The sequence below is a fragment of the Halomonas maura genome, from assembly GCF_030409305.1.
Taxonomy (GTDB): domain Bacteria; phylum Pseudomonadota; class Gammaproteobacteria; order Pseudomonadales; family Halomonadaceae; genus Halomonas; species Halomonas maura.
In genome coordinates, this window is sequence record NZ_JAUFPQ010000015.1 from 36,969 (window position 1) to 56,215 (window position 19,247).

16 protein-coding genes are annotated in these 19,247 nt (G+C 70.4%); 1 reads left to right on the forward strand and 15 read right to left on the reverse strand.

Going from position 1 to position 19,247, the window contains the following annotated elements:
• Positions 1–158 precede the first annotated feature (158 nt).
• The 6 genes from QWY76_RS09155 to yrfG all read right to left on the reverse strand — a co-directional run bounded on the left by QWY76_RS09155 (position 159) and on the right by yrfG (position 7,147).
• Positions 159–2,513, reverse strand: a complete 2,355-nt coding sequence (locus QWY76_RS09155) for a Tex family protein (RefSeq protein WP_290310847.1) — start codon at positions 2,511–2,513, stop codon at positions 159–161.
• Positions 2,514–2,602: 89 nt separating this feature from the next.
• A complete protein-coding gene (msrB, locus tag QWY76_RS09160) occupies positions 2,603–3,100 on the reverse strand; it encodes a peptide-methionine (R)-S-oxide reductase MsrB (protein ID WP_290310848.1) in 498 nt (165 codons plus the stop codon).
• 157 nt (positions 3,101–3,257) lie between these two features.
• On the reverse strand, positions 3,258–4,838 hold the full coding sequence (locus tag QWY76_RS09165) for a phosphoenolpyruvate carboxykinase (protein ID WP_290310849.1): 1,581 nt from the start codon (positions 4,836–4,838) through the stop codon (positions 3,258–3,260).
• 253 nt (positions 4,839–5,091) lie between these two features.
• The gene (hslO, locus tag QWY76_RS09170; RefSeq protein WP_290310850.1) at positions 5,092–5,967 is read right to left on the reverse strand and encodes an Hsp33 family molecular chaperone HslO; all 876 of its coding nucleotides are present in this window, start codon (positions 5,965–5,967) and stop codon (positions 5,092–5,094) included.
• A 120-nt stretch (positions 5,968–6,087) separates the two neighbouring features.
• Positions 6,088–6,474 (reverse strand): RNA-binding S4 domain-containing protein, encoded by a 387-nt coding sequence (locus tag QWY76_RS09175; protein ID WP_290310851.1) that lies wholly within the window; start codon positions 6,472–6,474, stop codon positions 6,088–6,090.
• A complete protein-coding gene (yrfG, locus tag QWY76_RS09180; protein ID WP_290310852.1) occupies positions 6,467–7,147 on the reverse strand; it encodes a GMP/IMP nucleotidase in 681 nt (226 codons plus the stop codon). The genes QWY76_RS09175 and yrfG overlap by 8 nt, the downstream gene beginning before the upstream one ends.
• Before the next feature lie 110 nt (positions 7,148–7,257).
• Between yrfG and nudE the strand changes: the two genes are divergently transcribed.
• Positions 7,258–7,842, forward strand: coding sequence for an ADP compounds hydrolase NudE (gene nudE, locus QWY76_RS09185; RefSeq protein ID WP_290310853.1), 585 nt, complete (start codon positions 7,258–7,260; stop codon positions 7,840–7,842).
• 61 nt (positions 7,843–7,903) lie between these two features.
• On the opposite strand, the gene QWY76_RS09190 is transcribed toward nudE, so the two are convergent.
• The 9 genes from QWY76_RS09190 to QWY76_RS09230 all read right to left on the reverse strand — a co-directional run.
• Entirely contained in the window at positions 7,904–9,001 is a 1,098-nt protein-coding gene (locus tag QWY76_RS09190) for an oxidoreductase (RefSeq protein ID WP_290310854.1), read from the reverse strand.
• 66 nt (positions 9,002–9,067) lie between these two features.
• A complete protein-coding gene (ilvD, locus tag QWY76_RS09195; protein ID WP_290310855.1) occupies positions 9,068–10,912 on the reverse strand; it encodes a dihydroxy-acid dehydratase in 1,845 nt (614 codons plus the stop codon).
• A 143-nt stretch (positions 10,913–11,055) separates the two neighbouring features.
• Positions 11,056–11,712, reverse strand: a complete 657-nt coding sequence (locus tag QWY76_RS09200) for an ATP-binding cassette domain-containing protein (RefSeq protein ID WP_290310856.1) — start codon at positions 11,710–11,712, stop codon at positions 11,056–11,058.
• Positions 11,696–13,393, reverse strand: coding sequence for a thiamine/thiamine pyrophosphate ABC transporter permease (gene thiP / locus QWY76_RS09205; protein WP_290310857.1), 1,698 nt, complete (start codon positions 13,391–13,393; stop codon positions 11,696–11,698). Before thiP ends, QWY76_RS09200 begins: the two co-directional genes overlap by 17 nt.
• Positions 13,369–14,376, reverse strand: a complete 1,008-nt coding sequence (thiB, locus tag QWY76_RS09210) for a thiamine ABC transporter substrate binding subunit (protein WP_290310858.1) — start codon at positions 14,374–14,376, stop codon at positions 13,369–13,371. Before thiB ends, thiP begins: the two co-directional genes overlap by 25 nt.
• A 109-nt stretch (positions 14,377–14,485) precedes the next feature.
• Entirely contained in the window at positions 14,486–16,921 is a 2,436-nt protein-coding gene (gene lon / locus QWY76_RS09215; RefSeq protein ID WP_290310859.1) for an endopeptidase La, read from the reverse strand.
• Between the two features lie 79 nt (positions 16,922–17,000).
• Positions 17,001–18,245 (reverse strand): DUF945 family protein, encoded by a 1,245-nt coding sequence (locus QWY76_RS09220; protein ID WP_290310860.1) that lies wholly within the window; start codon positions 18,243–18,245, stop codon positions 17,001–17,003.
• Between the two features lie 70 nt (positions 18,246–18,315).
• Positions 18,316–18,789 carry a phosphatidylglycerophosphatase A family protein gene (locus QWY76_RS09225; protein ID WP_290310861.1) on the reverse strand — a complete coding sequence of 158 codons (474 nt, stop codon included), beginning with the start codon at positions 18,787–18,789 and terminating at the stop codon, positions 18,316–18,318.
• The coding region (locus QWY76_RS09230; RefSeq protein ID WP_290310862.1) for an AIR synthase-related protein at positions 18,786–19,247 on the reverse strand (462 nt) is incomplete at its 5' end. The genes QWY76_RS09230 and QWY76_RS09225, both read right to left, overlap by 4 nt.

The following is a 19,247-nucleotide window of genomic DNA, read 5'->3' on the forward strand; positions in this document are numbered from 1 at the left end:
GAAGAGGGACCGGCTTCCCGGTTGGCGGTTCGGGCGCCACGGCGCCCGCAAACCCTCAGATTATGGTGCCCGAAGCCGGCGATTCAAGATGAGTCGGCCAAGAGCTTCGCGCGTCGAGCCTCGAGCCTCGGGCTCGCCGCCCGCAGCCAGGCCAACGCTCATCGATCCTTCCTGGCCTTGAGCAGGGCCGCCCCGAGGGCGCCGAGCTGGCCGTCGCCCTGGCCGCCGCCCGCCTTCGCCGGCCCGCCGCGACGGGCGGGCTTGCCCTGGCCGCCCCGCGACTCGCCGCCGCCCCGGCGCGGCCGGTCGCCGTCCTGCTCGCCCGGCTGGTCGTGGAGACGCATTGACAGGCCGATGCGAGCCCGCGCGAGGTCCACGCTCATCACCTTGACCTTGACGATATCGCCGGCCTTGACCACCGAGCGCGGGTCCTCGACGAACTTGTCGGACAGCGCCGAGATATGCACCAGGCCGTCCTGGTGGACGCCGATGTCGACGAAGGCGCCGAAGTGGGTGACGTTGGTGACGCTGCCCTCGAGCACCATGCCCGGCTCCAGGTCCTTGAGCGTCTCGACACCCTCGCGGAACTCGGCGGCGCGGAACTCGGGACGCGGGTCCCGGCCGGGCTTGTCGAGCTCCTTGAGGATGTCGCTGACGGTGGGCACGCCGAAGCGCTCGTCGGCGAACTCCGCCGGCTTGAGCGCCTTGAGGGTGGCGCTGTCGCCGATCAACCCGGCCAGCGGGCGGCCGCTGCGGGCGGCGATGCGCTCCACCAGCGGGTAGGCCTCGGGGTGCACGGCGCTGGCATCCAGCGGGTTGTCGCCGCCCATGATGCGCAGGAAGCCGGCGCACTGCTCGTAGGTCTTGGGCCCCAGGCGGCTGACGTCGAGCAGCTGGCGGCGGCTGACGAAGGCGCCCTCGGCGTCACGGCGGGCGACGATGTTCTCGGCGAGCCCGGCGTTGAGCCCGGCCACCCGGGACAGCAGCGCCGAGGAGGCGGTATTGAGGTCCACCCCCACGGCATTGACGCAGTCCTCGATCACCGCCTCCAGGCTGCGCGACAGCTGGACCTGGGAGACGTCGTGCTGGTATTGGCCGACGCCGATGGACTTGGGTTCGATCTTGACCAGCTCGGCCAGCGGGTCCTGCAGGCGCCGTGCGATGGACACCGCCCCGCGGATCGTCACGTCCAGGTCCGGCAGCTCGCGGGCGGCGTATTCCGAGGCCGAGTAGACCGAGGCCCCCGCCTCGCTGACCATCACCTTGGACAGTCGCCTGTCCGTCATGGCCTTGACCAGTTCGCCGGCCAGCTTGTCGGTCTCGCGGCTGGCGGTGCCGTTGCCGACGGCGATCAGCGTCACCGCGTGCTTGTCCACCAGGCGGGCGAGCTCGGCCAGCGCCTCTCGCCACTGGTTGCGCGGCGCATGGGGATAGATGGTGGACTGGGCGAGGAACTGGCCGGTGGCATCCACCACCGCCACCTTGCAGCCGGTGCGCAGGCCCGGGTCGATGGCCAGGGTGGCCTGGGGCCCCGCCGGCGCGGCCAGCAGCAGGTCCTTGAGGTTGGCGGCGAAGACCTCGATGGCCTCGAGCTCGGCGCGCTCGCGCAGCCGGCCCATCAGCTCGGTCTCGAGGTGGGTGTAGAGCTTGACCCGCCAGGTCCAGCGCACCACCTCCGCCAGCCAGCGGTCGGCGGGCCGGCCACGGTCCTCGATGTCGAAATGCCTGGCGATCGCCACCTGTGCCGGATGCACCTTGACCTCGTCCTCGCCGGGCAGGCGGATGGTCAGTGCCAGCACGCCCTCGTTGCGGCCGCGGAACATGGCCAGCGCGCGGTGGGAGGGCGTCTTGGCGAGCTTCTCGTCGTGCTCGAAGTAGTCGGAGAACTTGGCCCCCTCCTGCTCCTTGCCGCCGATCACCCGGGCACTGAGCTCGCCCTCGCTCCACAGCCGCTCGCGCAGCCGCCCGACCAGTTCCGGATCCTCGGCGAAGCGCTCCATGAGGATCTGCTTGGCGCCGTCCAGGGCCGCCTTGGCATCCTCGATGGCCGGGACATCGCCCTCGGCGGCGCGGAAATACTCGGGCGCCTCGGTCTCGGGATCCAGGGACGGATCGGCGAGCAGCGCCTCGGCCAGCGGCTCGAGGCCGGCCTCGCGGGCGATCTGGGCCTTGGTGCGACGCTTCTTCTTGAAGGGCAGGTAGAGGTCTTCCAGGCGCTGCTTGGTGTCGGCGGCGCCGATGCTGGCGGTCAGCTCGGGGGTCAGCTTGCCCTGCTCGTCGATGCTGGCCAGCACCGCCTCGCGGCGCTCCTCCAGCTCGCGCAGATAGCCCAGGCGCTCGTGGAGGGTGCGAAGCTGGGTGTCATCCAGCCCGCCGGTGACTTCCTTGCGGTAGCGGGCAATGAAGGGAACGGTGGCGCCGCCATCGAGCAGCTCCACGGTGGCCGCCACCTGGGGGGCGCGAACGCCGAGTTCCTCGGCGAGACGATCGATGATCTTGGCTTGTGCGTCCATGAAATCCTTGACGTTCAGGGGGCAGAAGTCGCGTCAAGGTATCACAAACGCGCCCCGGGCGGGCACAAAGCTGAACCGCCCCGGCGGCCTCAGGCGGGGACGAAGGTGAGCGCCAGGCCGTTGTTGCACCAGCGCAGGCCGGTGGGCTGGGGCCCATCCTCGAACACATGGCCCTGGTGGCCGCCGCAGCGGGCGCAGTGATACTCGGTGCGCGGGATCAGCATGACCAGGTCCAGCTCGGTGAGCAGATGCCCCTCGACATGCTCGAAGAAGCTCGGCCAGCCGGTGCCGGAGTCATACTTCATGGCGCTGGTGAACAGCACGAGGTCGCAGCCGGCGCAGCGGTACTCCCCCTCCCGGGTCTCCTTGTCCAGGGGACTGGAATACGCCGGCTCGGTGCCATTCTCGCGCAGGATCTCGAAACGCGCCTCGCCGAGACGCTCGCGCCATTCGGCCTCGCTCAGCTCGAGGGGCTCGAGCCCGGGGGCCGGGGCCAGGTCCAGCTTGGGACGGGCACTGGCCAGGCCGGGCAGCAGGCCGGCCAACCCCCCGGCCCCCAGCAGACCCAGGAAATTGCGTCGCTTCATGGTCGCTCTCCCGTCTTTGGAGTGCTCCTGTGTCGTGCTCACCCCGAACTCCTTACACCGACAGAATCGAATCGAGCCAGGCGCGCACAAGAGAGGGGAAGCCTCGGCTTCCCCTTCTCGGACAGGACTCGGGCGCGGGGGTTCTCCCCGACGGGCCTCAGCCCAGGCGGGGCCCGGCCTCGACGATGGCCTCGCTGACGCCGTCGAACTTCCTGAAGTTGTCGACGAACTTGCCGGCCAGCTCACCCAGGTGACGGTCGTAGGCGGCCTTGTCCTGCCAGGTCTCGCGGGGATCGAGCAGGCGCGCGTCGACGCCCGGCACGGCGGTCGGCACGTCCAGGTTGAGGCCCTCGACATGGCGGGTCTCGACGTCACGCAGCACGCCGGTCTGGATGGCGCTGATGATGGCGCGGGTGGTGGGAATGGAGAAACGCTCCCCGCCCTCGCCATAGGCGCCACCGGTCCAGCCGGTGTTGACCAGGTAGACCTGGGCATCCTGCGCGGCCACGCGCTTGATCAGCAGGTCGGCATACTCACGGGCCGGGCGCGGGAAGAAGGGCGCCCCGAAGCAGGTGGAGAAGGTCGCTTCCAGGCCACTGGAGGAGCCCATCTCGGTGGAGCCCACCTTGGCGGTGTAGCCCGACAGGAAATGGTAGGCCGCGGCCTCCTTGGAGAGCACCGACACCGGCGGCAGCACGCCGCTCATGTCGCAGGTCAGGAAGACGATGGCGTTGGGCTCGCCGGCACGGTTCTCGGGGACGCGCTTGTCGACGTGCTCCAGCGGGTAGGCCGCCCGGGAGTTCTGGGTCAGGCTGTCGTCGGCGTAGTCGGGCTCGCGACGCTCGTCGAGGACCACGTTCTCCAGCACGGTGCCGAACTTGATGGCCTTCCAGATCACCGGCTCGTTCTTCGCGGAGAGGTCGATGCATTTGGCGTAGCAGCCGCCCTCGATGTTGAAGACGGTGCCCGGCCCCCAGCCGTGCTCGTCGTCGCCGATCAGGAAGCGTGACGGGTCGGCGGACAGGGTGGTCTTGCCGGTGCCGGACAGGCCGAAGAACAGGGTGGTCTCGCCATCCTCGCCGACGTTGGCACTGCAGTGCATGGGCAGCACGTCGGCGGCCGGCAGCAGGAAGTTCTGCACCGAGAACATCGCCTTCTTCATCTCGCCGGCGTAGCGCATGCCGGCGATCAGCACCCGGCGCTGGGCGAAGTCGAGGATCACGCAGCCATCGGAGTTCGTGCCGTCGCGGGCCGGGTCACAGGCGAAATGGGGGGCGTTGAGAATGGTCCACTCGTCCTTGGCCGAGGGGTTGTAGGCCTCGGGACGCACGAACATGGTCCGACCGAACAGGTTGTGCCAGGCCGTCTCGGTGTGGACGCGCACCGGCTGGTAATGGGTCGGGTCGCTGCCCACGTGCAGCTCGGAGACATAGTGCTCGCCGCCGGTCAGATAGGCCTCGACGCGGGCCCAGAGGGCATCGAATCGGGTGGCATCGAACGGCTGGTTGACGCTGCCCCAGTCGATGGCGTCGCGGGTGGACGGCTCGTCGACGATGAAGCGGTCCTTGGGGGAGCGACCGGTGCGCTGGCCGGTGTTCACCACCAGGGCGCCCTGGGCCGCCAGGCGCCCCTCGCCATTGGCCACGGCGCGCTCGATCAGCTCGGCGCTACTGAGGTTGACGTGGGCGGTGGCGGACTGCGGGCTGGCCGCCTGGGAAGCAGCTTGAGTCGTGGTCATGTCGATTCCTGGGCCTCGAGGGCCGATTCTCTCTCGTTTGCCGGGCGTCCTTGACGCAGTGGTCGTTCATCCCCGGCACGCCGCATGCGGTTACCCGTCTCGGCGGCGGCGCCCGGTCACGGATGAGACGCGCGCATTATGACAAAAACCCGAGCGTCAGGAAACGCTAACGTTGGCGGACGTTCTTGTAGTTTTACTACTACATCAGCGCCATTGACTACACGAAGGGCCCCCTTCGCCACCCACCACTGGCTCAGTGCAGGGTCGGCGGCGGGCCCTCGGGATCATCGAGCATGGCCTCCACCTCGGCAACGCTGAACTCGTAGCGGGTATGGCAGAAGTGGCACTGGGTCGCGATGCCACCCTGGTCGACCAGGATGTCGCGCAGCTCCTCGTCGCCCAGGGTCAGCAGCGCACCGGCGATCCGCTCCCGGGAGCAGCTGCAGGCGAAGCGCAGGGCCTTGGGCGCGAAGACCCGCACCGTCTCCTCGTGGTAGAGCCGGTGCAGCAGCTCCCGCTGGTCGACCTCCAGCAGCTCCACGGGGGTGAGGGTGGCGGCCAGCTGGACGGTGCGGTCCCAGGCATCGTCGTCCTGGTTCAGCGACTCGTCGGGCAGGCGCTGCAGCAGCAGGCCGCCGGCGCGCCGGCCGTCGTCGGCCAGCCACAGCCGGGTCGGCAGCTGCTCCGACTGGCTGAAGTAGTCCTCGAGACAGCCCGCCAGGCTGTCCCGCTGCAGGGCGACGACCCCCTGGTAGCGTCGCCCTTCCCTGGGGTCCAGGGTGATGGTGATGCGCCCCTCGCCGAGCAGCTCGGCGAAACCGGCGTCCTCGGCCGGCAGCGGCGCCTCCTCGTCGAGCCGGGCGATGGCGCGCAGCTCGCCGCCCGGGTTGGACTCGGCCATCAGCATCGACAGCGGCCCCTTGCCGCGCACCTCGATGCTCATGGTGCCATCGAGCTTGACGGTCTCGGTCAGCAGGGCCACGGCGGCCAGCAGCTCGCCCAGTTGGCGGGTCACCGCCGGCGGGTAGTCATGGCGCTGCATCACCTCGGCATGGGCCTGCTCGAGGGTGACGATCTCGCCACGCACGTTGGTGCGCTCGAAGAGAAAACGCTGGATCTGGTCACTCATGATACTTGCCTGATATTGGGTAAGGAGTGAGGGGCGAAGGGTCTGGAGTGAGGGGAGAAGTGTGAGGAGTCAAGAGCGGGGAACCCCTTTCGCTATCCCCCTCACGTCTTGCCCCTCCCCTCAGGCGTCATCCCCCCGCATGAAGCGCTTGATCTCGCGACGCTGCTTCTTGTCCGGCCGCTTCAGGGGATGCTGCATGGCCTGGTTGGCCTGGCGGCGGCTCTCGGCTTCCCGGGTCCGGCGGACCTCGCTCTCCGGCGTCTCGCGATACAGCTCGCGGGCCTCGGGGGCCCCACGGCGCTGCTCGGAGAGGGCCAGCACCTCGACCTCCCAGACGTCCCAGCCCTGGGGAAGGCGAATCAGCGCGCCGACCTCGACGGCCTTGCTGGTCTTGGCCCGGGCGCCGTTGTAGTGGACCTTGCCACCCTCGATGGCCTTCTTGGCCAGCGCCCGGGTCTTGAAGAAGCGTGCCGCCCACAGCCACTTGTCGAGCCTGACGCTAGACATCCCCGGGGCCTCCGGGGGGCAGGTTGTCGGGCAGGATGGCGGCGAAACGCTCGAGGGCGATGAACTCCTCGAGTTCCTTCTCGGGGCGCTGGCTGTCGGGCTGCTTGATGCCCAGCAGGTGGCGGATGCCGAACTCCCGGGCACTCTCCAGCACCGCCGGATTGTCGTCGATGAACAGCGTCCGGGCCGGGTCGAAGGCCTCCACCTCCTGGAGGGCGAACCAGAACTCCTGGGCCTCCTTGGGCACGCCCAGGTCGGCCGAGGAGACGATGGCGTCGACGAAGTCCTCGAGGCCGGTCAGCGGCAGCTTCAGGGCCAGGCTCTCGCGGTCGGCGTTGGTGGCCAGCACCACCCGCGGGTGCGCCTGCTTGAGCCAGCGCAGGAAGTCCAGGGCGTCGCTGCGCAGGCCGATCAGGTGCTGCACCTCTCGCTTGAGGGCCAGGATATCGACGCCCAGCTCCCGGCTCCAGTAGGCCAGGCTGTACCAGTTGAGGGTGCCCTGCTCGCGGATGATCCGCGCGCGGACCTCCTCCTGGGTGGCCTCGTCGAGGCGGTGCAGTTCCACGTAGCGCCGCGGCAGGTGCTCCAGCCAGAAGTGGCTGTCGAAATGCAGGTCCAGCAGGGTGCCGTCCATGTCCAGCAGGACGGTGTCGATGGCGCGCCAATCGATCATCGTGGCTCCTCGTCAGGGCAGGCCAGTGACGTCTATGAAGGGGAAGACGTGATAGTGTAACCAATCGACGCCGATGGCGCATTTCGCCGCCCTGCCCCACCGGAGAGCCCATGTCCGACCATCACCCGCGCAAGCCCCAGGTCCTGTCACGCCGCAGCGTGGCCCGCAGCCGCTTGTTCCATGTCGAGGAAATGGAGCTGCGCTTCGCCAATGGCGCCGAGCGGACCTTCGAGCGACTGGGGGGCACCGGCCGGGGCGTCGGGGCGGTGATGATCGTGGCCATGCCCGACCCGAAGCACGTGCTGCTGATCCGCGAGTATGCCGCGGGGGTCGAGGACTATGCGCTGACGCTGCCCAAGGGGCTGGTGGACCCGGGGGAGGACCTCGTCACCGCGGCCAACCGCGAACTGATGGAGGAATGCGGCTTCGGGGCCCATCGCATCGAGCCGCTGGTGGAGCTGACCCTGGCGCCCAACTACATGCGCCACCGCATGCAGGTGATGCTGGCCAGCGACCTCTACCCCAAGCGGCTGCCGGGAGACGAGCCCGAGCCGTTGATCGTCGAGACCCATGCCCTGGACGAGCTTTCCGCCCTGCTGGCCCGGGAGGACTTCCACGAGGGCCGGGCCATCGCGGCGCTGTTCATCGCCCGCGACAAGCTGCGCAGCGAGGCCAGCGAGCCCACCCTCTGGTAGCGCTTCCCGCGGGCCATCGGCAGCCGTTCCCGGGCCTGGCGATCCTCGAGGCGACCCGCTGCTACCCCTGGCCCTTGGCGTGGAGCCGGCGCGGCAGGCTACCCCCCTCCTTGAGCTTGACCCAGCGCCCCTGGCGATAGCTGTCCAGCCCGGCCTCGAGCAGGGTCATCACCTCCAGCGCCTGCTCGGCGGTGACCGGCGGCGGGGTGCCGCGCAGCAGGGTCCGGGCGATGCCGTCGTAATAGGCCCGGTAATCGCCGGGGACACTCTCGACCTCGTGATGGGCCAGCACCACCTCGTCGCCCTCCCCCTCGTTGATGGTCAGGCGTCCCGGGGACGGATCGACGCCCCAGGCCGGCTGGGGGCACTCGCCCTCCTTGAGCCAGGCCTCCTGGGGGTCGAGGCCGTACTTGACGAAGCTTCCCCGGGTGCCGTTCACCCGCAGACGCGGCGTGGGCTCGGCCACCAGGGTGCTGGCCCTGAGGGTCACGCGCAGCCGGTCGTACTCCAGCACCGCCAGGAAGTCGTCATCGATCTCGGCGCCGTCGCGCAGCGAGGCCAGCTCCAGATGGATCGCCCGCGGCATGCCGAACAGCGCCCTGGCCTGGTCCAGCAGGTGCGGCCCCAGGTCGTACCAGATGCCGCTCCCGGGACGATGCTGCTCCCGCCAGCGATCGGGGACTGCCGGTCGGAAACGATCGAAGCGCGACTCCACCTCGACCACCCGCCCCAGGCGCTGCTCGTCGAGCAGGGCCTTCAGGGTCAGGAAGTCACTGTCCCAGCGACGATTGTGGAAGACGCTGAGCAGCCGGTCCGCCCCCTCGGCCTGGGACTTGAGCTGCCGGGCCTCGGCCAGCGAGACCGTGAAGGGCTTGTCCAGCACCACGTGCATGCCCTTGGCCAGCGCCGCCTTGGCCAGCGGAAAGTGGGTCTCGTTCGGCGTGGCGATCACCACCAGGTCGATATCGCGATCGGCGAACAGCGACGTCGCCTTGGCATGCGCCGTCACCTCCGGATAGGCCGCCTGCACCCCGGCCGTATCGCTGGAGACGATGGCGGACAGCTCGAGCCCCGGGGCGGCCTGGATCAGCGGCGCGTGAAAGGTCCTGCCGGCCATGCCGAAGCCGATCAGGCCGACGTTGAGGGTCTGGGTCTTCATCTAGGCGGCTTCCCAACTGCAGCGAAGCGAATCATCCGCCCCGGCGACCCGGGGCGGCCGTAGGCATCAATCGAGCTTGGACAGGTCGCGCACCGCGCCCTTGTCGGCGGAAGTGGCCAGCAGCGCATAGGCCTTGAGCGCCGCCGAGACCTTGCGGTCACGCTGGATACTCGGCTTCCAGGCGTCACGGCCGCGGGCCTCCTCGGCCCGGCGACGCTCCGCGAGCGCCGCGTCGGAGAGCTTGACGTCGATGGTCCGGTTGGGGATGTCGATGCGGATGATGTCGCCGCTCTCCACCAGGCCTATGGCCCCGCCCGCGGCGGCCTCCGGCGAGACGTGGCCGATCGACAGCCCCGAGGTGCCGCCGGAGAAGCGCCCGTCGGTGAGCAGCGCGCAGGCCTTGCCCAGGCCCTTGGACTTGAGGTAGCTGGTCGGGTAGAGCATCTCCTGCATGCCCGGTCCGCCCTTGGGGCCCTCGTAGCGGATGATCACCACCTCGCCTTCGCTGACCTTGCCGTCGAGGATGTGCTCCACGGCCTGGTCCTGGGACTCCACCACATGGGCCGGCCCCTCGAACACCAGGATGGAGTCGTCGACCCCGGCGGTCTTCACCACGCAGCCGTCCACGGCGATATTGCCCTGGAGCACGGCCAGGCCGCCCTCCCGCGAGAAGGCATGCTCGAGGTCACGGATGCAGCCGGTGGCGCGGTCGCCGTCGAGGCTCGGCCAGCGGGCGCTCTGGGAGAACGCCTCCTGGGTGGGAATGCCGCCGGGGCCCGCCTTGAAGAACTCCACCACCTCGGCACTCGGCGAGCGCATGATGTCCCACTCCTCCAGCGCCTCGGCCAGGCTGTCGCCGTAGACCGTGGGCACCCGGGTGTCGAGCACCCCGGCGCGGTCGAGCTCGCCGAGAATCGCCATGATGCCGCCGGCCCGGTGCACGTCCTCGATATGGTACTTCTGGGTGTTGGGGGCGACCTTGCACAGCTGCGGCACCTCCCGGGACAGCCGGTCGATATCGGCCATGGTGAAGTCGACCTCGGCCTCCTGGGCCGCCGCCAGCAGGTGCAGGATGGTGTTGGTGGAGCCGCCCATGGCGATGTCCAGGGTCATGGCATTCTTGAAGGCGGCCTTCGAGCCGATGGCCCGGGGCAGCAGGTGCGCCTCCTCCCCCTCGTAGTAGCGCTTGGCCAGTTCGACGATGCGATGGCCGGCGGTCTCGAACAGCCGGCGACGATCGGCGTGAGTCGCCAGCGCCGTGCCATTGCCGGGCAGCGCCAGGCCCAGGGCCTCGGTGAGGCAGTTCATGGAGTTGGCGGTGAACATGCCGGAGCAGCTGCCGCAGGTCGGGCAGGCGCTGCGCTCCACCTCGTTGAGGGTCGCCTCGTCGACGCTGTCGTCGGCGGCCATGACCATGGCATCCACCAGGTCGAGGCCGTGGTCGAGGAGCTTGGTCTTGCCGGCTTCCATGGGGCCGCCGGAGACGAAGATCACCGGCACGTTGAGGCGCATGGCGGCCATCAGCATCCCCGGGGTGATCTTGTCGCAGTTGGAGATGCACACCAGGGCGTCGGCGCAGTGGGCGTTGACCATGTACTCGACGCTGTCGGCGATGATGTCGCGGCTCGGCAGCGAATAGAGCATGCCGTCGTGGCCCATGGCGATGCCGTCATCCACGGCGATGGTGTTGAACTCCTTGGCCACCCCGCCGGCCTTCTCGATCTCCCGGGCCACCAGCTGGCCCATGTCCTTCAAGTGCACATGGCCCGGCACGAACTGGGTGAAGGAGTTGGCCACGGCGATGATCGGCTTGTGGAAGTCGTCGTCCTTCATGCCGGTGGCGCGCCACAGGGCGCGGGCACCGGCCATGTTGCGGCCGGCGGTGGTGGTGCGGGAGCGATACTCGGGCATGGTGTCCTCTTGAAATGCTGCATGCCGCCCTGGGCCGGGCCCGGGCGATCCTTGGTGTCCAGTGCGCTCGATTCTGTCATGGCCCCGGCCGCCAGGCCAGCGCCGCGGACCCGTGAGCCCCACCGTGCGCGGCCCGACGTCGGCTAGCGGCCCTCGGCGACCAGCCGCCCGTCGGCCAGCCGGCAGCGCCGATCGGCCAGCGCCTCGATGTCGTCACGATCGTGGCTGACCAGCAGCACCGCCACGCCCGCGGCCTTCTGGCGGCGCACCAGCGCCCAGAGGCCCTGGCGGGTGGCCGCGTCGAGGCCGGTGAAGGGCTCGTCGAGCAGCAGCAGCGGCGCCCCCCGCAGCAGCGCCCGCAGCAGGGCCACCCGCTGGCGCTGGCCGCCGGACAGCTCCCCGGGCAGCCGGTCCTGGAGCCCCTCGAGGCCCACCTCGGCGAGCCCGTCGTGGATGCGCGCCCGCTGGGCCCGGGAGAGCCTCATGTCCGGGGCCAGGCCGAGCCCCACATTGACCCATACCGGCAGGTGGTCGAAGAGGTTGTGATCCTGGAAGACCGTGGTGATGCCCCGCTCCCAGGGCGGGCTCGCCAGCAGGTCGCGACCCCGCCAGGTCAGCCGGCCGCCACCGGGCTCGAGGAACCCCGCCAGCAGGCCGAGCAGGGTGCTCTTGCCCGACCCCGAGGGGCCCTCCACGGCCAGGCACTCGCCCGGCGCCAGCCGGAAGCTGAAGCAGAAGTCGGGGATCTCCCCGGGATCGCAGCGCGTGTAGTGGAAGGTCAGGTCACGGCAGTCGAGCATCGTGGATCTCGCGGGACACGGAAGGGGGCCAGGGGTGGCGCGGGAGCCGCCGGGTCAGGCGATCCAGCAGGGCGAAGACCCCCACCACCAGGGCGAGCAGCAGCATGGCGGTGGCGGCCGCGCCCTGCCAGCGGTAACCGCTCAGCTGCTGGAACAGCAGCATCGGCAGGGTCGGCGCCGAGGGGCTGCCGAACAGCGCGATCACGCTGAAGTCGCCGAGCGACAGGGTCATGGCATAGGCCAGGGCCAGGGCCAGCGGCCGGCGCAGCCGCGGCCAGGCCAGCCAGCGCAGCCGGGCCCGGCCGCGCACGCCGAACTGGTCGGCCAGGCGCTGCTCCGGGGCGGACAGGCCGGGGATGGCCCCACGCACCACCTGCATGGCGAAGGGCAGCGCCATGAAGGCATTGACCAGCACCACCAGGCCGTAGCCCTCCCAGCCGCTGCCGAGCCGGGGACGCAGCAGCAGGAACAGGCCGGTGCCGAGCACCAGCGCCGGAATCACCAGGATCAGCTGGCCGCCGCCCTCCATGGCCGCGGCGCCGAGGGGATGGCGACGCAGCCGCAGCCAGTGGCTGCCCGAGAGCAGCGCCACGGCCAGGGCCAGGGCGCCGAGGCCGGCGCCCAGGGCCATCACCAGGCTGCGCAGGGCGGCGGGCGCGAGGCTGGTGCCCCGGGGCAGGTCGGGCAGGCCGCCGACCCCGGCCACCAGCACCGCCGCCAGCGGCGGCAGCAGCAGCGCGGCGAGTCCGGTGAGCCAGAGAGCATCGGTGAGTCGCGACAGCCCCCGGGCATCGCGCCGCCACCAGCGGCCGCATGCCTGGCCCGGCGCGGCGCCCACCGCCAGCGACGGGGGGCCGCCGCGGGACAGCGCCAGCAGCCACAGCGTCAGGCAGATGGCCAGCTGGGTCAGGGCCAGCAGCGCGGCCAGGGCCAGGTCGTGGTCGAACTTCATGGCCTGGTAGAGGGCGACCTCGAGGGTCGAGGAGCGCGGGCCGCCGCCCAGGGTCATGACGATGGCGAAGCTGGTGAAGCACAGCGTGAACACCAGGGCCGCCAGCCGCGGCAGCAGGGGCGCGAGGCGCGGCCATTCCAGGGCGCGCCACAGGGCGCCCCGCGTCAGTCCCAGCTGGCCGGCGAGGCGCCACTGGACCGCCGGCGCCTCCTCCAGGGCCTGCAGCATCAGCCGGGCCGCCAGCGGCAGGTTGTAGAACACATGGGCCAGCACGATGCCGGACAGCCCGTACAGGTAGTCCTCCGGCAGGCCGCCCAGCCAGTCGTTGAGCGGCGCCAGCCAGCCCCGGCGGCCATGCACGGCGACCAGGCCGAACAGCGCGATCAGGCTGGGCAGCACCAGCGACAGCTCCATGGCCCGCAGCAGCAGGCGCCGCCCCGGGAAGCGGGGACGCCGGGCCAGGGCCAGGGCCACCGGCACCGCCAGGCCGATGGCCAGCAGCGTCGACAGGCTCGCCTGCCACAGGGTGAAGCGCAGCACGGCGGCGAGCCAGGGCTCCTGCCAGAGCAGCGCCGGGTGCAGCTCGCGGGCCTGCCACAGCAGCGCGCCCAGGCTGCCGGCCCCCAGGCCGACCACCGCGACGAGGGCGACGAGCCCCCCGCCCAGCGGCCAGCGCGACAGCGTCGCCCAGGGCGACAGCGGACTCACCGGGCGACGGCGTTCAGCCACTCACGGATCCACTCGCGACGATGCTCGCGCACCTCCTCCGGGGCGAAGGTCAGGCTCTCCGGCGCGATAAGCCGGTCGAACACCGCCGGCAGATCCTCGCCCAGGTCGATGGCCGGGTTCATGACGTTGCCCAGCGGGATATGCCGCTGGAAGTCCGGGGTCAGCACGAAGGCCAGGAAGTCCCGGGCGAGTGCGGGCGCCTCGGTGTTCGCCACCATGGCCGCGGTCTCGACCTGCAGGTAGTGCCCCTCCTCGAACTCGGCCGCCTGGTAGCGGTCGCTGCCCTCCACGCCCATGTGGTAGGCCGGCGAGGTCGCGTAGGACAGCACCATGGGCGCCTCGCCGTTCATGAACAGCGAGAAGTAGGCCTGGCTCCAGCCGTTGGTCACGGTCAGTACCCGCTCGTCGAGCTTGGCCCAGACCTCCGGGGCCCGCTCGCCATAGAGCTTCTTGATCCACAGCATCAGGCCCTGGCCGGTGACGCTGGTGCGCGGGTCCTGGAGGATGACCCGGAGGTCCTCGGGGGCCGCGAGCAGCGCCTCGAAGCTGCCGGGCGGCGTCTCGAGCTGCTCGGTGTCGTAGACGAAGGCGAAGTGCCCCCAGTCGTAGGGCAGGAAGGTGTCGTCGTCCCAGTCGATGGGCAGCGCGAGAGGCGCCGTGTCGACGCCATGGGGCGCCAGCAGGTCCAGCGCCCGGGCCTCGGCCATCAGGTTCATGTCGAGGCCCAGCACCACGTCGGCGGCGGTGCCCTGCCCTTCCAGGCGCAGGCGCTGGAGGATGTCGACGCCGCCGGGCAGGGCCACGAACTCGAGGTCGCAGTCGCCGCAGCGGGCCTCGAAGGCCTCCTCGATGCCGGGGCCGGGGCCCCACTCGGAGACGAAGGAGTCGTAGGTATAGACGGTGAGGGTCTCGCCGGCCTGGGCCGTGCCGGCGGCCAGCAGCGCCGCGAGCGACGCACCGGCGGCGTGGACCTTGGGAGCCATGGGCATTCCTTGTTGTTCGGGGAAGCGTTGTTCGGGCATCAAAGCGGCGCACCCGCCATTATGCCATCGGCGGGTGCGCTCGGGAGACACGGACCGGGAAAAGGGATCGCTAGCCGAAGACCACCTTCGCCACGTCCCGATAGCGCCCGGCGAAATGCACGGTCATGCCCTCGCGGAGGTAGTCGGGCAGCTCCTCGTAGTCGCGGCGGTTGGCCTCGGGCAGGATCACCTCGAAGATCTCGCTGCGCCGGGCGGCGATCACCTTCTCGCGGATGCCACCCACCGGCAGCACCTGGCCGGTCAGGGTCAGCTCGCCGGTCATGGCCAGCGGCCGGTCGATGGGCCGGTGCTTGGCCAGCGACAGCAGCGCCGTGGTCATGGTCACCCCGGCGGAAGGGCCGTCCTTGGGCGTCGCCCCCTCCGGCACGTGCAGGTGCACGAAGGCCGAGTCGAAGAAGTCCGCATCGGCGCCATACTCGCCGAGATGCCCCAGCACGTAGCTGTAGGCGATGTTGGCCGATTCCTTCATGACCTCGCCGAGCTGGCCGGTGAGCTTGAAGCCGCGGTCCAGGGCATGGACCTTGCCGGCCTCCACCGACAGGGTTGCCCCGCCCATGGCCGTCCAGGCCAGGCCGGTGACCACGCCCTCGCCCTTCATCACCTTCTCCTTGCGGAAGGTGGGCGCGCCGAGGAAGTCCTCCAGGTTCTTCACCGAGACCTTGACCGCCTGCTGGCCATTCTCCAGCAGCTTGACCGCGGCCTTGCGCACGATGCGGTGCAGCTGCTTCTCGAGCTGGCGCACCCCGGCCTCCCGCGCGTAGCCCTCGATGACCTGGCGCAGCGCCGCCTCGGTGAGGTTGATGCGCTTCCTGGGGATGCGGTCGCGCTCGAGCAGCTTGGGCCACAGGTGGTGCTTGGCGATGGCGACCTTCTCCTCGGCGATGTAGCCGGACAGGCGGATCTGCTCCATGCGGTCGAGCAGCGCCGCAGGAATCGAGTCCAGGGTGTTGGCGGTGCACACGAACAGCACCTTGGAGAGGTCCAGCCGCACGTCCAGGTAGTGGTCGAGGAAATCGACGTTCTGTTCCGGGTCGAGCACCTCGAGCAGCGCCGAGGCCGGGTCGCCCTGGAAGGACTGGCCCATCTTGTCGATCTCGTCGAGCATGATCACCGGGTTCTCGACGTCCACCTCCTTGATGGCCTGGACCAGCTTGCCGGGCATGGCCCCGACGTAGGTGCGGCGGTGGCCCTTGATCTCGGCCTCGTCGCGCATGCCGCCCACCGAGAAGCGGTAGAACTGGCGGCCCAGGGCCTCGGCGATGGAACGCCCCACCGAGGTCTTGCCGACGCCCGGCGGCCCCACCAGCAGCAGGATGGAGCCCCCCACGTCGCCCTTGAAGGTGCCCTCGGCAAGGAACTCGATGATGCGCTCCTTGACGTCCTTGAGGCCGTCATGGTCGCGGTCGAGGACCTTCCGGGCATGGCCCAGGTCGAGCTGGTCGTCGCTGGTCACGCCCCAGGGCAGCGCGGTCAGCCAGTCCAGGTAGTGACGCGTGGTGCCGTACTCCGGCGAGCCGGTCTCCAGCACCGAGAGCTTGTCGAGCTCGTCGTCGATGCGCTCCATGACCCGCTCCGGCACCACCTTGTCCTCGAGGCGGGCACGGAAGGTGTCGACGTCGTTCTCGCGGTCGTCCTTGGAGATGCCCAGCTCGCGCTGGATGACCTTGAGTTGCTCGCGCAGGAAGAACTCCCGCTGGCGCTCCTGCATCTGGGCGTTGACCTGCTCGCTGATCTCGCTCTGCAACTGGGCGACGTCGATCTCCTTGCGCAGCAGCGGCAGCACCTTCTGCATGCGCTCCATGACCGGCAGGGTCGCCAGCACGTCCTGCAGCTCGGGGCCCTTGGCCGAGGTGATGGCCGCGGCGAAGTCGGTCAGCGGCCCCGGCTCATGGGGGCTGAAGCGGTTGAGATAGTGCTTGAGCTCCTCGCCGTAGAGCGGGTTGATCGGCAGCAGTTCCTTGATGCCGTTGATCATCGCCATGGCATAGGCCCGCGTCTCGTCGTCCTCGGCGTCGACCGGCTCGCGGGGATAGCTCACCTCCACCAGGTAGGGCGGCGTGCGCGACAGCCAGCGCTGGATGCGGAAGCGCCGCATGCCCTGGGCGATGAACTGCAGCTGGGCGTCCTCGCCCTGCAGCTTGTGCACCTTGACCGCGGTGCCGACTTCCGGGAAGTCGTCGTAGCCAAGCTCGTCGACCCCGGCCTCACCGACGAAGGCCAGCCCCACCATCTGGTGCGGGGTGTTGCCGACCCGGCGGATGGTCTCCTCCCAGCGCTCGCGGTTGATCACCAGCGGCTGCACCTGGGCGGGAAAGAAGGGTCGATTGTGGATCGGCAGCAGGTAGACCCGCTCGGGCAGCGTGTCGCTGGCCGGCACCACCGCATGGCCGCCCCGCTCATCGAGCTCGAGCTCGTTATCGTCCTCGGTGTCGGACTGGATCCAGTCCAGGCCACCCTGTTCAAAGCGCTGATCGTCTTCGCTCATGCGTACCTCAATCCTGAAGGGACGGGACATCTCGCCCGGTGATGTCTCCGGGATGCGGGCACCGAGGCCGAACTTCAAGTCATAGCAGGCGTTCGAGGACCGGCGGCAGGGGCCGGCCGTTGAGTCGCAGCTCGCCGCGCACCACGTCGATCTGCAGTTCCCGCGTGTCCAGGGGCAGCCCCAGCCACAGCGCCACCACGGGCGGCACCCGGCGCCACAGGAAGTCGCCGTCGAGGCGGGTCCGCCATTCGGCCCGCTCCGCCGGTGAATCCAGCGCCAGGGGGTCCAGCGCCGCCAGGTCGCGGGCATCGAAGATCAGCGTGCCCTCGCCGTCCAGGGCCAGCCCCAGCATCGGGCTGTCCAGGTCCGCCTCGAGCAGGTCGAGCCGCGGCGAGTCGGCGAGCAGGCCGCGCAGCGACGGCACGAGAGCGGCCAGCACCTCCCGCCCCGTGGCGTCGGCGGAGCCCCGCCCCGCCTCGCGCCGCAAGCCGTCGAGCAGCTCGCGCAGGGCGTCGGCGTCGATCCGCGACAGCTCGGCGGTCATCCCGCCGGTGAGCAGCACCTGGTCGCCGGAATGCACCTCGCCGAGGGCCAGCCTGCTGCGAATCCGCAGCTCGCGCTCGTCGAGCATGGCCTTGCTGTGCAGCATGATCTCGTCGGCGTCGAGCTTCAGGCCCGGCGAGCGCCAGCTCAGCCCCTCGGCCTTGAGCAGGTCCTGCTGGGTGAAGTGATAGGCGCCTTGGGTATAGGCGTAGCGGCTCTCCAGGGTCACCGGCCCCGCCTGCAGCTGCGCCTCGCCGTCGTCGAGGCGCAGCGAGGGCAGCCGCGCGCGCAGCCGCCAGTCGCCGAAGCCTCCCTGGAAGGCGATGCGGGTGCCCTCCAGGGACAGGGTTCGGCCCTGCTGATGGAAGACCAGCGGCGACAGCGCCAGGGCGCCGTCGAAGGTCCCCGAGAGCACGTGGTAGCGGGCCTCCCAGCGGGGCGGCGAGGCCGCCACGGCGCCGAAGAGGGTCTCGCCCGTCGGCGCCAGGTGGGGCGTGAGGGTGCCGTCCAGGCGGGTACCGAGCACCCCATGGCGGGCCCGGTAGACGACATCGACGTGCCAGGCGTCACCGAACAAGGGAGAGAGGTGCAGCACCCCATGGGAGGCGAGCCAGCCGCGCTCGATGTCGCTGCGGCGGATCGACAGCTCGCCCCTGGCCTGCAGGTCCTCGACGGCACGGGCCAGTTCACGCTCGAAGAGCAGGCCCGCCACGGTCTGGGCCACGGCCCAGGCCAGGGCCAGCACCGCCAGCACCGGCGCGATCAGGCGCTCCTTGCGCATCGTTCTCTCCTAGTCCCGAGGACGCGACGTCCTGTCGCGCCTGTCGCGCTCCCGGCCCGCCGGCGCGGCCTCAGTGCAGCCAGAACCACAGGTGCATGGTACTCCAGCCGTAGGCGGCGGCCAGCACGTCATCGATCATGATCCCGAAGCCGCCGGCGACACGCCGATCCGCCCAGCGGATCGGCCAGGGCTTGAAGACATCGAACACCCGGAAGACCACGAACCCCCACAGGGCGGCCTCCCAGGAGAAGGGCACGGCGGTCATGGTCAGCCAGTAGCCGACGAACTCGTCCCAGACGATCCCCGAGTGGTCGTGGACCCCCAGGTCCCGGGAACTCTTCTCGCACAGCCACACGCCCCACACGAAGGTGATCGCCACCACCATCAGGTACCAGCCCAGGGGCAGCTCGGACATCAGCCAGTAGAAGGGAATCGCCGCCAGGGTGCCGACGGTGCCGGGCGCGAAGGGCACGGCCCCGCTGCCCAAGCCGAAGGCGAGGAAGTGCACGGGGCGGTGCCACACGCTCTGGGGGGCACGGTTCATGGCGTGTCTCCTGGAAAGTGCTGCCAGCCGGACACGCCCGCGGCCTCGACGCCGGTGACCCCGAGGGCCGCGGTGACGCGGCCGATGACCGTCAGGGGCAGTTCGAGGGTCGCCAGCCTCGCCCGGGCCTCGTCGAGGTGCTCGGGAGGCAGGCTGAGCAGCAGCTCGTAGTCGTCGCCGCCGCCCAGGGCGGCCCGTCGCGCGCCGGTCTCGCCGAGGGCGGCGACCAGCCCCTCGGCAAGCGGCAGGCGGGCCGGCCACAGTTCGGCGCCGACCCCGGAGGCCTCGCGCAGGTGGCCGAGATCGGCCAGCAGGCCGTCGGAGATGTCGATGGCCGCGCCGGCCAGGCCGCGCAGGGCCAGGCCCGCCGCCAGGCGCGGCAGGGGCCGCAGGTAGCGACGGATCAGCGGGTGGTCGAGGTCACGCTCGCCGGCCTGCCAGCGCTGCAGGCCGCCGGC